Consider the following 14,068-nt stretch of genomic DNA (forward strand, 5'->3'; position numbering starts at 1 on the left):
CAAAAGGTTTCTGAAGCCGGCTGTGGACGCCATTCATGTGGCGGCGGTCCCACAAACACAGCCGCGATTTTGCTCTTGGGCATCAGCGCGACCACCACCACTGCCTTTTTCTATGCGGCTGGTGGCGAGGCGGAAAAATGACCTTGCGCACTGGATCGGCCTCGTCGCTCCACACCAGTTCGAACCCAATCCCGCAAAGTTCCATGGCGTTGATTTGTTCAATGAAACCAGCCTGCATATACAGGTTGGATGCGCGGTATGGCAGTTTGAAGATGAGGGAATTCCCGATAACCTCCTGGTGAAAAACATAACCCTCGATGTTTAGTATATCGCCATCGTCGAAGCGTATGATTTCCGAATGACCTTCATCTAATGCGTCCAAGACAGTCGTTGCGTTAAATAGCTCCAATCCATTGCCGCCCTTCAGGGGCAAGAACTCGCCGTATGGCGTCATGATGTCGCGCAGGCCTTCGGCAGCGGCGGCGCGAAGGATGAGGACATGCGACCCATACCAGGGAAAATCAGAATATCCCCGCGGCGTACCCTCATCATCCTCAGTGAGGAGGTCCATGCGGATAGACACCCAGTGGGGCTGGCACTGTCCGCGAAGGTCCGATAGCACGTGATTATCCTCGAGAACCTTCGGGAGAGCCCATTCCTGCCCGTCGGCGAGGATTAACTCATAAATTCTCATCATATCACCGCTTTAGGTGTTAGGCAGATCACGTCATTAGCAGAACTTCGATCACAGTACACCGAAGTGCAGGGGGCCGGCCCTTGTCGGCTACTCACCAATCAATTATGCGGCGGGCGGCAAGTCCCCCCGCAATGGCCAAGATTGCCACCGCCGTCGTGTACCAGGTTGCGACGAAAAGCGGGGAGTCGTCCGTGCAATGCCAGGCATAGAAGGCCGCCGCAATGCCACCGGCAGTCAATCCGGCAGCTGCGCCCGAAAGCACGGGATGGGAAGAAGCCCCGTGGCGCAGCGCAAGCAGCAGCAGAGCGAGGGGCCCGATGCCGATCAGCGGGATGAAGGTCAGGCACACGAGACTGTTCGTTCCGACGAGCCTCGCTGCCCATGTGCTCTCCGGCACGGCAATGAGCTCGGCGAGGACCGCCATCGCGATCAGCGCCGGAGCGACGATCAGCGTGGGCAGCACGTCGCGCGGCTCGGTTTCCGGCCGCGACAGCGCGCGCAGTGCCCTGTGGGAGCTCAGGGCAAGCACGACTGCCACCACAATCTTGAACGGGAAGCGCAGCGTCTGCATTGCGCCTGCAAAATCCGGCCTGGGCCCGAGAAGTACGAAGAAGACGCCAGCAGCGACGGCGATGGCGATGACAGCGGCTCCCGTCCAGACGACAGTCATCGGCATTCCGCTTCGCTGGTTGTCCGCTGCCAGGGCCTTGATGAGTTCCTGCGTTTCCATATCACTTCCGTCCAAATCGCCTGGCAATGGCAGCAAGGCCGCGGTGGAGCGCGACGCGAACTGCAGTTTCGTTCATATCGAGGCTTCTTGCGGCCTCGGCGATCGTGCGTCCCTCGACCGATATAGCCGTCACCACAGAGCGTTGGCCGGGCGTCAGCACCTCGAGCGCGCGGCCAATCTCCCAGTCCCTGGCGGTTTCCGCCTCTTCTGTCGCGAGAATGCCCTCAACGTCACTAAGTCGCACGCGAGCATAGTGGCCATGTCGTCGCAAGGCATCGACGAGCTTGTGCCTCGCGATTGCAAAGAGCCAAGGCTTCACGGGTCCGTCGGTCCGCCAGGTATGGCGCTTTAGATGGACCGCCAGCAGTGTCTCCTGGACGATGTCCTCGGGATCGAGGCCGACAGACGCTGCTCTCCGGCGCGCCCAGATGCGAACAAGGGCAGCCGCATTCTGCAGGAAATCGCTGTAGGCCTTCTCGTCGCCACCGAGCGCCGTGCGAAGGAGCCGGGCGAGATCGCCGTCGTCCGCGCCGTTCACCTGCACTTCCTCCCAATTCGCCGACTCTAGCTACTTGTTACATGCCCGGGCAGCAAAAGTTTGCCGCAGCTGGGCCGCGGGAGCGGAAACATTCGTCTTTCTTAGTCTTCCCAAATTCGCCGTAAATTTCAAATGGCGCGATACTCACGAAAGCGTGTAACCGCCAAATGTAACATCGCTCCCGGCGGCTGCGAATGACGGACTGTGCGCCGAAGCGAAGGTGCATGCAGCAACGATGGAGAGAAGAATCATGTCTACCAGAAGTTCGATCAATGCGGCCATGCTTGCCGGCGCTGTGGCGACCGCGCTGTCGTCGCTTGCAAACGCCGCGCCGCTTTCGCAGGCCGAGGTCAAGGCTGCGATGGATGCAGGCAAGGAGAAGTGCTACGGCGTGGCGCTCAAGGGCCAGAATGATTGCGCTGCCGGCCCGGGCACGACCTGTCAGGCCACGTCGACTGTCGACTACCAGGGCAACGCCTGGAAATTCGTCGACGGCGGCACCTGCACGACAATGGAGCTGCCGGGTGATCGCAATGGCTCGCCTGAACCGCTGACGCGCGACCTGCCGTCTTAATCGCAACGATGAGCCGGAAAGTGGAGGCGACAGTGACGGAACTGGCAATTCACGCGGATCGCGCTCAGCCGGGAATTCCTCGCTTTCCGGCGCATCCGGTCGATGGGCTGGCTGGCACCAGCTTCAAGCACCAGCATCTGCCGGCCATCCTCGCTGAGAACGAGCGGACTGGCGGGTTTTTCGAAGTTCATGCGGAAAACTACATGGGAGCAGGCGGCCCTCCGCATGCCGCACTCATGAAAATACGCGAGGACTATCCAGTCTCGCTTCACGGTGTGTGCATGTCGATCGGTGGGCCGCAGCCATTGGACAAGGCCCATCTCGGCCGCTTCGCTGCCCTCGTCAGGCGATACGAGCCGGCGCTCGTCTCGGAACATCTGGCGTGGTCGACGCACGACACGACCTACTACAACGATCTTTTGCCCCTGCCCTACACAGAGGCAAGCTTGCAGCGGGTCGCAGATCACATCGACGAGGTACAGGAGGTGATCGGACGACCGCTCTTACTGGAAAATCCCTCCAGCTACCTGCTCTTCAAGGAATCGACGATGAGCGAAACGGAGTTCATGCGGGGACTGGTGAGACGCACGGGATGCGGCCTGTTGCTCGACATCAACAATGTCTTCGTCTCGGCCACCAATCATGGCTTTTCCGCCCTAGACTATCTGTCCGACTTCCCCATGGCCCCTGTCGGCGAGATTCACCTCGCCGGCCATACGGAGCAGCAGGATGATGAAGGCGATCTCCTGCTGATCGACAGCCACGACGGGCCGGTAGCCGACGCGGTGTGGAAGCTCTTCGACGCGGTGATCGCGCTACGTGGCCCGATACCGACGTTGATCGAATGGGATAGCGCGATACCGGACTGGCCAGTATTGAAGCGTGAGGCGCAGGCCGCCCAAATGCTCATGGACCGCCATGCTGCGGGCCTCCGACAGGAGGTGTTGCATGCGCAAGGTTAGGGACTGTTTCCGAGAGCCGGCCGACGAGCTCGACTATCCAGCCCAGTTCGTGGCCGGGCTACTCGATCCCGCTCGTCCAACCCCGACGCTCCTCACGGGCCCGCACGGCAAGGCAGCCGACAGGCGCTTCAATGTCTACCGCAACAATGTGACGGTAAGCCTCATCGAGGCGCTCGCTGCCACGTTCCCAGCGACGAGGCGCATCACGGGCGAAGCGTTCTTCCGGGCCATGGCCCGGTTCCATATCCGCGAGACGCCACCGAAATCGCCGCTCCTCTTCGAATATGGCCGGAATTTTCCCGATTTCATAGAACGCTACGCATATGCCAGGCCAATGCCGTGGCTGGCCGACATCGCACGGATCGAGCGGGCCTGGCTCGACGCCTATCATGCGGCAGACGCAGCCGTCCTGCTGCCGCACGTGCTAGCGGCGGCACAGCCCGCTGACCTCGCCGACCTGGTCTTCGAAGCCCACCCGGCGACCGGCGTCGTCCGCTCCGCCTATCCAGCAGTGACGGTGTTCTCGGCAAATCACGGGGATGGTCCGGTTGGGCGCATCGAGGCTAGTGCGCCGGAAACCGCGTTGATTACGCGGCCGTCGCTCGAGGTGGAGGTCCGCGCTCTTCCGCCGGGGGCCGATATCTTCGTCGGCAGTCTCCTTGAAGGCGAACCATTCGGACGTGCCGCGGTTGCGGGGCACGCTTGCTGCCCACACTTCGATCTCGCGACCGCCATCAGGGTGATGCTCGAGGCCGGCGCTTTTGCAGCTGTCCGCCATGGAGGGTGAAAAATGACCTCGTTACGAACCTTCCTCGACAGACACGGAAACTGGAAAGCGAGAGGTTGTGCGGCCAAGATCGATCGCATGATCGCCGCCATCGCCCCGGCATGGCTCGCCCAACTCACCTTGCGCTTGGCCCTTGCCGTGCCCTTCTGGCGCTCCGGCCTGGGCAAATGGGATGGCATCCTTGAGCTCAACGACGTTGCCGTTCTTCTGTTCACGTCGGAATTCCAGCTTCAGCTGCCGGGCGGACCCTACCCTTTCCCGGCTCCAGCGGTGACTGCCTTCGTGGTTGCCTCCGCCGAAGTTCTGCTGCCAATGTTTTTGGTCCTGGGCTTGGCGACGCGCCTTGTCGCGCTCGGGCTTCTCGCAATGACGATTGTCATCCAATTCACCGTTCCGGATGGATGGCCCATTCATCTGACCTGGGCGGCGATGGCGCTTGGCGTGATTGCCGGGGGTGCGGGGAGGCTATCGCTCGACCACTGGCTCGTGTCACCGGCTGCGTCAGCAGGATAAGCGGCCGGAGCATAATCCGAAGCTGAGCGGGGCGCGGCGAGGAGCGCAACCTGTCTGGTGCAGCAAGGACTTCCTAACGGACCGGCGCTCGACCGGATATCCATGCTGCAGCCGATGACCAGCATGCGCATCATCGGCTCCGAGTCGATCGACGTTCAGGCCGATAACGGTCCGCTCATGCTGCCGACTATCGGGTGTTGTCGGCCGGCGTAAGTTCACCTTCGATATCTGGGGCGATGCGGTGAACACGGCCGCGCTCATGGAGGAGAACGGCGCTCCGGGACGGATCAATGCCGGGCGTGTCAAGACGCTATTTGAACTGGAAGCCCGAGGGACTATCGAGACGAAGCGCGGGCGCAGGCTCGATATGTGCTTCCTTGACCGCTTAAATCCGGAGTATGCGCGCGATGCGGATGGCCGCATGCCAAGCGAAAAACTTGCCACCGAATGCAACCGATTGCTCAGCGGCTTTCCCGGCTAGGCAGAGACAGACAATAGCGGCTTGGTCGGATTGTGCAGACTTGCAAGTACCGGCATGAGCGTTTTGTAGTTTCCTGACCGGACCAGTGTCCAATCTGAACTTCTGCAGCCAAGGCGGCGCCGGCATCCGGCCGGACGAGAGTGGTGTCTTCCAGTCGCACTGCGCCTTGATTGACGCATCTCGAGCATCTCGAACGGGCCTTCTTTGGTGCCGCTCATACCGGGCGATCCTTAGGCAGGCAGAGTCACGCCCTTGATTTCAGGCTGCTCGATCAACAGCTTCTTGACCGTGCCGCCGACTTTCAATCTCTCGCCTAGGAAGGAATCGAACCGGCCCCGTCATTATTCGACATAGTACAAATGCCGCTCCGGCGGAGGCGCCGGAGTGGCCTCGCTCAGTACAGCGATTCGACCTTGGCCGCGATCGCGTGTCCAAGCGTAATGTTCGTCTCGGCGGAAAAATGAATGCCGTCCACGCCATCGGTCGACACGTGGTCTCCGGCCGCCAGGAACTCGACCTTCATGAAGTCGGCGAGTGCCTTGTAAAGTCTTGAGAGCTCCTTCGACTTTTCATAGCCGCCGCCGAACATGCCCTCGAACCATGGATCCGGCATCGGCGAGAGCGGCGGCGGGGCGACGACCAGAACCCGCGGCGCCGGATAGGGCGTGCCAATGCCGCCGGCAGACGTCAGCACCTGGCCGACGAGCTTGCCCATGCCGTTGGCGATCTCGTAGGGCGTGCGGTGGAAATAGGACTTTGTGTCGTTCGTGCCCAGCATGATGATGACGAGATCGAGCGGCAGATGGCTGGCAAGCGCCGTCGGCAGGTAGGCGCTGCCGTTCAGCCGCGGATCGTTTGGATCGTCGAGGCTGGTGGTGCGGGCGCTGAGCCCTTCCTCGATGACGTGGTAATTTTCGCCGAGCTTTGCGGCCATGGCACCGGTCCACCGCTGTTCGTAAGGATACCGCAGCGTCGGCGCGGACTCCTTCACCGGAATCCAACCCCAAGTCAGCGAGTCCCCAAAACACAAGATTGAGCGCTTGTCCGCCATATCGATCTCCTTGAACGTTTGATTGCTATTTGTCGGCGCGCAGGCCGTAGAAGACGGCTGCGAGTAGAATGATCAGGCCCTGGGCCACGAGCTTGCCCGCCTCGCCGACGCCGAACATCGTCATGACAACGAAGAGGAAGGCGAAACAGAGCACCCCAAAGAACGGCCCCCAGACGCCGCCTTCTCCACGCCCGAAGACCACGCCGCCGAGAATGGTGGCGGCGACCGAAAGGATCGGCAGATCGAGACCGACCCGCACGCTCCCGACGGCGATGGACGCCGTCTGGACAAGCGCGGCGATCGCGGCCATCAGGCCGGAGACTGTATGGGCGAGGATCATTGTGCGCTCTACCGGCACGCCCGAAAAATGGGCCGCCGGCATGCTCTCGCCGACGGCGGTGACAAAGCGGCCGAAGACAGACTGCGAGAGGAGCAGCGCCATGAGCGCGGTGAGCGCGATCCAAAAGAGGACGGGACTCGGCAGACCGGCGAAACGAGTATTGAACATTTCGCCGAAGAACGTCGGGACGTCGCCCGGCGGCTTACCACTCGAGAGATATTGCACAAGGCCGACGAGAACGATGCTGAGTGCCAGCGTGACGATGACAGCCGAAACGCGGCGCTTGGCGACCATCAGGCCGTTGAAGAAGCCGATGGCAAGTCCCAGGCCGATGGCGAGCAGAACGAAAAAGGCGAACGAGGCGCCGGCGAACATGCCGGAGGAAATGCAGTAATTGATAAGCAGGATAACGCCGCCGCCGGAGAGATCGATCGATTTCACGCGCATTACCAGAAGCTGCCCGAGGACAAGGATGCCAAGCGGCACGACCTGACGCACAAAGACGCCGAGCACGTTCGCATTGAGCATCTGCGGGCGCGAGACGAACAGTATCACCAGCAGAACCACAAGCAGGTAATAGGACGGCGGGACCTTGATGATCCGGCGGACAAGGGTCGAGTTGACGAGAGCCGACATGGTTCAAAGTCCGATCTTCTTGCGCGACTGCAGCGCCACGACCGCCATGAGCAGGATCCCCTTGATCGCCGTCTGGACGAAGGGTGTGACGTTGAGCAGGTTCATGCCGTTGGAGAGAAGAGCGAGCACGGCGACGCCGATGACGGTGCCATGCAGGCTGCCTACGCCGCCGGAAAGCTGCGTGCCTCCAATCGCGACCGCCGTGATGGCATCGAGCTCCATGAGCAGGCCGACATTCGGATCACCCGAGACGATGCGCCCGGCCAGAAAGATGCCGGCAAGTGCTGCAAAGAGCGAGCAGACCACGTAGGCCAGCAGTATGTTGCGATTGGCGGGGATGCCGAAATTGCGCGCCGCATCAGCCGAACCGGAGGCGACCCCACCGCCGATCGCGAAGAGATGCAGTCCGTAGCGCGAACCGTAGAGCAGCTTCCAGGCAAGCAGAATTGTGACGATGCCCCAAAAAACCGGCAGCGGAATGCCGGCGATTGTCCCCTCCACCATCCAGCGCACGCCCTCCGGCACGGAACCGCCCGAGACCGGCCGGAGAACGCGCGTGATTCCGAGCACGACATATTGCATGGAGAGCGTCGCGACGATGGGGTGCACGTTCAGCCGCGTGACGCAGTAACCATTCGTCGCGCCGATAAGTCCGGCAAGGACAAAGACGCCGGGAATAGTGACATAGCCCGGCAGGTCGAGCGCGACGATCGCCGTGGTGAAGCTGACGACCGAACCCATGGACAGGTCCAGCCCGCCGATGAGCACGACGAACATCTGTCCGACTGCCGTGATGAGGAGTGGCATGCCTTGGGCGACAAGGTTCGCGAGGTTGCTCCACTGGCCGAACTGGTCGGTCGTCGTGGCGAGCCAGAGGGCCATCGCCACGGCGATGATGAGCGCGAACAGCCACAGGCCTTGCCTATTGGCGCGGCGGCTAGGAAATTTTCCGAGAATGGAAGGGGGAAGAAGGGTCATCGGGCGTTCCGTCATGCGCTGAGGGCCGCGTCGAGAATGCTGTGCTCGGTCGCTTCGGCGGCCCGCATTTCCGACACGACGGTATTGCCGTGGATCACATAAAGGCGATCGCAGAGGCCAATTAGCTCGAGCGTCTCGCGCGAAAGCACGAGCACCGCGCCGCCCGCTTTCGCGAAATCACGCAGGATCTTGTAGATTTCAGACTTGGCGCCGACATCGACGCCACGCGTCGGCTCCTCGATGAGGAGCAGGTCGGCATCGGTGGCGAGATAACGTCCGAGCAAAACTTTCTGCTGGTTGCCACCGGAGAGCGAGCCGACGGAAGCGGCCGGACCGGCTGCCTTGACATTGAGCTTGCTCATCGTCGCGCCAATCACCTCGCCGTAGCGCTTTGCGACCTTTATCGCAGGCCGGCCGGCATGTAACGCCATGGCGATGTTCTGGCCTGCTCCCAGGCCGAGAAAGAGCCCTTCATCCTTACGGTCCTCCGGCACGAAGGCGCCTCCCAGCGCCTGCCAGCGCCGCACGCCGCTTTCCTTCGGCAGCGGCAACCGTTTGTCTTTGCCACGTCGCGTAAGCGTGCCCTCGACCGGCGCGAATTGCCCGACAAGCGCCCGCAGGATCTTCTGCTGCCCCTGCCCTTCGAGGCCGGCAAGGCCGACGATCTCGCCCTTGCGAACGGAAAGCGAAAACGGCTTGGCATCCGGCTCCAGGCGGAGGCCGCAAATCGAGAGCGCCACCTCACCCGCCGCTCCGTCGCGCTCGGGAAAAAGATCCTCCAGTTCGCGGCCGACCATCATCTCGATCAGCGAGCCCTGCGTCATGTCGGACAGCGGCTGCGTGCCGACCAGTTGCCCGTCCTTCAACACCGTCACGACGTCACAGATCGCGAAGATCTCGTCCATTCGGTGCGAGATGTAGACGATGGCCTTGCCTTTATCGCGCAGCGCCCGGATGTGCCGGTTGAGGACTTCGACGTCGGCGGCGTTAAGCGCCGCCGTAGGCTCGTCGAGAATGAAGACGCCTGCGTCCGCGTCGATGCCATGGGCGATCTCGACGAACTGCCGCTGCGCGATGGAGAGTTCGGAAACCAGGGTATCCGGGTCGAGATCGAGGCCGAGACGGGCGAGCGCGACCTTCGTCTCCTGGCGCATGCGTCGCCGGTCGATCCCGCCGAAGCGGCCGGCAGGTTCACGGCCGAGGAACATGTTTTCCGCGATCGTCATGTTGGGCAGCAGCGACAATTCCTGGAACACCGTTGAGATGCCGGCTTCCAGCGCGGCGCGCGGATTGGCGAAGCTGACCATGCGGCCGTTTCGTCGAATATCGCCGCCATCCGGTTGGTATACGCCGGCAAGAATCTTCATCAGCGTCGACTTGCCGGCGCCGTTCTCGCCCATCAGGGCATGCACGGTTCCGGGGGCCAGCGCCAAAGACACGTCCCTGAGCGCGACGCTCCCGCCGAACGCCTTCGATATCCGCGACATTTCAATGAGGTGCGACATTGGATCCCCCCGCAACCGCGTCCGAGGCAGACAATCCGCCTGCCTCGGCTTGCGTTTACTGCTTGGCGTAGAACTGCTTCAGCTGTTCTTCGGAGAGTTCCGACGGCCACCAGACATTGGCGGACAGATCGTCGCGATAGTATTTCTTGACCTTTTCGAGGTCCCAACCCGGCGGGTTGTAGTCATAGTGCTTCTTGAGCTCCTTGCCTTCCAGCAGGGCGGTGGCAGCGCGGATGCCCGCAGCGCCCTGGGCAGGGCTGTATTCGGAAGAGACCGATTTGAAATTGTCGGCGATCCACTGGCCGAAGAAGCCGTTATTGCCCTCGCCGGAAATCGGCGGAATGGCCGCACCGAACTGCTTGAAAACGTCGACGCAGGCACGCGTCATGTCTGCACCCGAAGACCATATGCCGGCAACATTCGGGTCATTGAGGTAGAGCGTCTCGCAGACCTTCTTGGCCTTGTCATACTGCCAATCGCCGTGTTCCTCGGCGGTGATCTTGATCTCCGTGCCCTCTAGAGACTGAACGAGGCCATTATAGCGGTTGGTGTCCTCTGGATGGCCCGCCAGTCCCCGCAGCACCCAGATATTGCCTTTTCCGCCCAGCTCCTTGACGAGGAAATCACCCATGACCTTGCCAAAATGCTCGGCGCCGCCCTGGATCTCCGTCGTATAGGCATCGGATTCGATGCGGCCGGTATGAAGCACGACGGGGATGCCAGCCTGCACGGCCTTCTCGATGCTGGCATTGGCCGAGGTCGAGGTGACCGGCTGCACGATGATCGCGTCGACTTTCTGGGCAATCAGGTCCTCGATGTCGGCGACCTGCTTCTTCTGGTCGAAGCCGGCATCGAGCAGGACAAATTTGGAAATGCGCTTGTCACGGTCGGCAGCGGCCTGGGCTTCGTGCGCTACCTGCACAGTCCAGGTATTGGCATTGACGCCGAAACTGCTCATGCCGATGATCCAGGGCGCGTCCTTCTTGTACTTGCCGGCTTCCACCGCCGGATTGTTTTCCGCAGGCGTCGTCACGCCGTCGAGCAGGTGGACCTCCTGGGCCAGTGCGCCGTTCGCAAAAACGACGCCGGACAATAGAACCGATATGCCGATTTTCCTGATGATGCTGTTCATGCTTCTCCTCCAAAAGCAGGCGTCTGATGATGGGAAGACCGGCCGGAGGGCACGCGACATCGGCAGCTCGTGACCGAAGTCCGACGCTCGTCTGCAGCCTGTACCGACCTGAAACTCTCCTCCGGCCGACACAAAATCACTGGCATTATCTGCTGTCAATAGTTATTCATCTTGAATGAATAATAACTCGTCCTTGCAAAGCGCCGACCCGGATGCGAAATCTGGTCCAGAGAAAGCGACTATGCGGATGGTGGAGGAGACAGTGACGCGGACCGTTCTATGCTTCGGGGATTCGAACACCCACGGCCAGATTCCGGGCCGCGGCCCGCTCGAACGCTATCGCCGCGAACAGCGGTGGGCCGGGGTGCTTCACAATGTCCTCGGCCAGAACTGGGAGGTCATAGAGGAGGGCTTAAGCGGGCGCACGACGGTGCATGACGACCCGATTGAAGGATCGATGAAGAACGGGCGAACCTATCTGCGCCCGTGCCTGCAAAGCCACGCACCGCTTGACCTTATTATCATCATGCTCGGCACCAACGACCTGAAACGGCGCTTCAATATGCCGCCTTCGGAGGTCGCCATGGGCGTGGGCTGCCTCGTCTATGACATCCGGGAGCTTTCTCCCGGTCCCACCGGCCACGATCCGGAGATCATGATCGTCGCCCCGCCGCCCATGCTGGAGGATCTCAAGGAATGGGAGTCGATCTTCTCCGGCGCGCAGGAAAAATCCCGCAAACTGGCGCTCGAGTTCGAAATCATGGCGGATTCGCTCGAGGTGCATTTCTTCGATGCCGGAACGGTCTGCCAGTGCGCGCCGGCCGATGGCTTCCATATCGACGAGGAGGCCCATCGAAGACTCGGCGAGGCGCTGGCGCAGGAAGTGCTGGCGATCGGGTGGCCCGATGCATGAAACCGCTTCCGCTCGCGTGACCACAGCGCTTTCCGGGGAGGATCCCCACCTTGCCTGATATGCGATTTGCGCCTCCCAATCCGCTTCGCATCGCAGACCGCGCCAGCGGGCTCAACTCTTTGAGCGTGCGCAGCCACAACGAACGCCTGGTCCTCTCGCTTCTCCTGCAGAACGAGGCGACAACGCGCCTCGAGATCGGCGAGAAGACCGGTTTGTCGGCGCAGACGATTTCGGTGATCGTGCGCTCTCTTGAACAGGAAGGCCTTGTCGTGCGTGGCGAGGCTCAGAAGGGACGGGTCGGGCCGCCGACGACGCCCCTCATGCTGAATTCGGAAGGCGCCTATTCCGTCGGGGTCAGTGTGGGATACCGCAACACCCATATCGTCGTCGTCGATTTTATCGGCAACATACAGCACCAGCATGTCATGCCACACAGGATAGCCGGCGCCTTCGACGCGAAGGAAGGTTTGGCGCTCGAAATTCGCAATGCCGTGGCGAGTCTTTCTGAAAGTCGGCGGGGACGCATTGCGGGCGTCGGACTGGCGCTTCCAACGCCTCCACTCCACACCGGCCCGGACCAGGCGGTGCTTCACCGCGATCTGGAAGCGGAACTCAAGCTTCCCGTCTTCGTGCAGAACGACATTACCGCTGCGGCCGGTGGCGAAAGTCTGTTCGGCGCCGCGCGGCAGTTGCAGGACTTCCTGTTTTTTTATCTCGGTGCCCGCGTGCACAGCCGCCTCGTGCTCAACCATCAGATCTATAACGGCAATTCGCCGATCAGCTATGATGTTGGCGTGCTCGCCCTCGAACGGGCCCTGCCACCGGATCCTGCGATCCGGGAGAAACTTTGGAGACAAAGCCGAAACTGGCCGACAATGGGACCGACCTTCGAGACTTGGCAGAGCGCGTGCGCGGAAAGCCTCGTTAAGGCGGTTCAGTCGCTGCTTCAATTCATCGAGCTCAAGACCGTGGTGCTTTCGTCCTTTATCCCGCCCGGAATTTGCGAAACGCTCTGCGAACACATCCAGCAGGAAATACCGTCCGTCGACGCAGTCCTGGGCAAGACCTCCTCTCCAAAAGCGGTTGGAGCCGCAAGCCTGCCGTTCAGCTCACGGTTCATGGTTCACTGAAGTGAATTTGGCCATGTCGATAGCTCTTCAGGCGAATTCGAATTGCAGCTCCCGCGGCGGCTGGCTTTTGAGCCGGATGTGCACTATCCGGCAGATGCGACCCCTCAGCTGTTCTCACACTCTTGCGACCATACCGCGCTGGGGTGTGCTCCCGGGAACACCAGAACCGGCATTGCGACGAATGAACTGCGCATCGACGTTCTCCGGATCAGGGAAGCCGTCGCCAACATCTTCGATGCATGGCGCCCGGTCCGTAACGTTCGGTACACTCTGCTTTTCCGACACACCCGCCGGCATGTTGAAAGCGAAACCCGGACGCCGAGCTGTTAGTATCCGCCCGACATGACAATGGCTTCGCCGGTCATGAAGCTGCAGGCATCGGAGGCGAGGAAGAGCGCAGCGCCTGCCATTTCGTCCGGCGTGCCTGCACGCCCCATCCAGTTGAGCGTCCGGACGTAGTTCCCCCAACCCTCTGGGTCGCCGTCGCGGCGGGCGGCGTTGCGGTCCGTGTCGATGAGGCCCGGCGCAAGGGTGTTGAGCAGCACGCCGCGAGCGGCGTAATCGCGTGCAAGGCTCTGGATCAGATTGTGCTGTGCCGCCTTGGTCGCCGCGTAAATCGAAACGACGGATTTTGGCCGCACTTGGTTGATGCTGCCGATGTTGACGACGCGGCCCCAGGCGCGTTCGGCCATGCCGGGCAACACCGCTTGAAGCATCTCGACGGTGGACCGCAGATTGACGTCGACCTGGGCGGCGAAGTCTTCCGGCGTGACATCGTCGAACGCCCCATTGACTTGCGCCGATGCGTTGACGACCAGAATATCCAGCGGACCCACGATCGTTTCCGCCGCTGCGATCAACTGACGGCCTGCACCGGGCGGCGAAAGCTCGCCATGGATCGAGACCGCGTCGTCGCCGGCAGCGCGTATTTCCTGTTCGACCCGGCCCGTTGCGCCGGGCTTTTGTCCGTGCAGAACCACGCGCGCGCCATAGGCTGCGTAGGCTTGTGCGATCGAAGCCCCGATTCCGCGGCTCGAGCCGGTCACCAGAGCTGTCCTGCCCTTCAGCGAAAATATGTCCTTATACGTGTTCACAACTGTT

At 61.6% G+C, this 14,068-nt stretch carries 17 protein-coding genes; 8 read left to right on the forward strand and 9 right to left on the reverse strand.

What is annotated here, in order from left to right; all coding sequences use genetic code 11:
• Window positions 1-82 precede the first annotated feature (82 nt).
• From ACTJKL_RS28910 to ACTJKL_RS28920, 3 genes are all read right to left on the reverse strand, one after another.
• Window positions 83-571 carry an imm11 family protein gene (locus tag ACTJKL_RS28910; RefSeq protein WP_440854445.1) on the reverse strand — a complete coding sequence of 163 codons (489 nt, stop codon included), beginning with the start codon at window positions 569-571 and terminating at the stop codon, window positions 83-85.
• A gap of 217 nt (window positions 572-788) precedes the next feature.
• Window positions 789-1,427: an NrsF family protein gene (locus tag ACTJKL_RS28915; protein WP_440854446.1), complete on the reverse strand. Its 639-nt coding sequence runs from the start codon at window positions 1,425-1,427 to the stop codon at window positions 789-791.
• Window position 1,428: 1 nt separating this feature from the next.
• Entirely contained in the window at window positions 1,429-1,965 is a 537-nt protein-coding gene (locus ACTJKL_RS28920) for a sigma-70 family RNA polymerase sigma factor (RefSeq protein ID WP_440854447.1), read from the reverse strand.
• Between the two features lie 250 nt (window positions 1,966-2,215).
• Here ACTJKL_RS28920 and ACTJKL_RS28925 point away from each other — a divergent pair, with 250 nt between their 5' ends.
• From ACTJKL_RS28925 to ACTJKL_RS28950, 6 genes are read left to right on the forward strand one after another with little or no spacing between them, the layout of a single operon-like run.
• On the forward strand, window positions 2,216-2,539 hold the full coding sequence (locus tag ACTJKL_RS28925) for a BufA1 family periplasmic bufferin-type metallophore (protein ID WP_440854448.1): 324 nt from the start codon (window positions 2,216-2,218) through the stop codon (window positions 2,537-2,539).
• Between the two features lie 32 nt (window positions 2,540-2,571).
• Entirely contained in the window at window positions 2,572-3,501 is a 930-nt protein-coding gene (gene bufB, locus ACTJKL_RS28930; RefSeq protein WP_440854449.1) for an MNIO family bufferin maturase, read from the forward strand.
• Window positions 3,488-4,288, forward strand: a complete 801-nt coding sequence (locus tag ACTJKL_RS28935) for an HvfC/BufC family peptide modification chaperone (RefSeq protein ID WP_440854450.1) — start codon at window positions 3,488-3,490, stop codon at window positions 4,286-4,288. The genes bufB and ACTJKL_RS28935 overlap by 14 nt, the downstream gene beginning before the upstream one ends.
• 3 nt (window positions 4,289-4,291) lie before the next feature.
• A complete protein-coding gene (locus ACTJKL_RS28940) occupies window positions 4,292-4,801 on the forward strand; it encodes a DoxX family protein (RefSeq protein ID WP_440854451.1) in 510 nt (169 codons plus the stop codon).
• 57 nt (window positions 4,802-4,858) lie between these two features.
• Window positions 4,859-5,014, forward strand: coding sequence for a hypothetical protein (locus tag ACTJKL_RS28945; protein WP_440854452.1), 156 nt, complete (start codon window positions 4,859-4,861; stop codon window positions 5,012-5,014).
• Window positions 5,015-5,042: 28 nt separating this feature from the next.
• On the forward strand, window positions 5,043-5,282 hold the full coding sequence (locus ACTJKL_RS28950; RefSeq protein ID WP_440854453.1) for a hypothetical protein: 240 nt from the start codon (window positions 5,043-5,045) through the stop codon (window positions 5,280-5,282).
• Between the two features lie 394 nt (window positions 5,283-5,676).
• Here ACTJKL_RS28950 and ACTJKL_RS28955 read toward each other — a convergent pair whose 3' ends face one another.
• From ACTJKL_RS28955 to ACTJKL_RS28975, 5 genes are read right to left on the reverse strand one after another with little or no spacing between them, the layout of a single operon-like run.
• Window positions 5,677-6,333 carry an SGNH/GDSL hydrolase family protein gene (locus ACTJKL_RS28955; RefSeq protein ID WP_440854454.1) on the reverse strand — a complete coding sequence of 219 codons (657 nt, stop codon included), beginning with the start codon at window positions 6,331-6,333 and terminating at the stop codon, window positions 5,677-5,679.
• 25 nt (window positions 6,334-6,358) lie between these two features.
• Window positions 6,359-7,309, reverse strand: a complete 951-nt coding sequence (locus ACTJKL_RS28960; protein ID WP_440854455.1) for an ABC transporter permease — start codon at window positions 7,307-7,309, stop codon at window positions 6,359-6,361.
• A 3-nt stretch (window positions 7,310-7,312) separates the two neighbouring features.
• On the reverse strand, window positions 7,313-8,287 hold the full coding sequence (locus tag ACTJKL_RS28965; protein WP_440854456.1) for an ABC transporter permease: 975 nt from the start codon (window positions 8,285-8,287) through the stop codon (window positions 7,313-7,315).
• A gap of 11 nt (window positions 8,288-8,298) precedes the next feature.
• Entirely contained in the window at window positions 8,299-9,792 is a 1,494-nt protein-coding gene (locus ACTJKL_RS28970; protein ID WP_440854457.1) for a sugar ABC transporter ATP-binding protein, read from the reverse strand.
• Window positions 9,793-9,847: 55 nt separating this feature from the next.
• Window positions 9,848-10,924 carry an ABC transporter substrate-binding protein gene (locus ACTJKL_RS28975; protein ID WP_275598840.1) on the reverse strand — a complete coding sequence of 359 codons (1,077 nt, stop codon included), beginning with the start codon at window positions 10,922-10,924 and terminating at the stop codon, window positions 9,848-9,850.
• A 262-nt stretch (window positions 10,925-11,186) separates the two neighbouring features.
• Here ACTJKL_RS28975 and ACTJKL_RS28980 point away from each other — a divergent pair, with 262 nt between their 5' ends.
• Window positions 11,187-11,837 carry an SGNH/GDSL hydrolase family protein gene (locus ACTJKL_RS28980; protein WP_440854458.1) on the forward strand — a complete coding sequence of 217 codons (651 nt, stop codon included), beginning with the start codon at window positions 11,187-11,189 and terminating at the stop codon, window positions 11,835-11,837.
• A gap of 59 nt (window positions 11,838-11,896) precedes the next feature.
• Window positions 11,897-12,967: an ROK family transcriptional regulator gene (locus ACTJKL_RS28985; protein WP_440854478.1), complete on the forward strand. Its 1,071-nt coding sequence runs from the start codon at window positions 11,897-11,899 to the stop codon at window positions 12,965-12,967.
• Window positions 12,968-13,293: 326 nt separating this feature from the next.
• On the opposite strand, the gene ACTJKL_RS28990 is transcribed toward ACTJKL_RS28985, so the two are convergent.
• Window positions 13,294-14,061: an SDR family NAD(P)-dependent oxidoreductase gene (locus tag ACTJKL_RS28990; RefSeq protein WP_440854459.1), complete on the reverse strand. Its 768-nt coding sequence runs from the start codon at window positions 14,059-14,061 to the stop codon at window positions 13,294-13,296.
• Window positions 14,062-14,068: the final 7 nt, after the last annotated feature.

Origin of the sequence: Sinorhizobium sp. 22678 (assembly GCF_052044265.1) — a bacterium.
Taxonomy (GTDB): Bacteria; Pseudomonadota; Alphaproteobacteria; order Rhizobiales; family Rhizobiaceae; genus Sinorhizobium; species Sinorhizobium meliloti_A.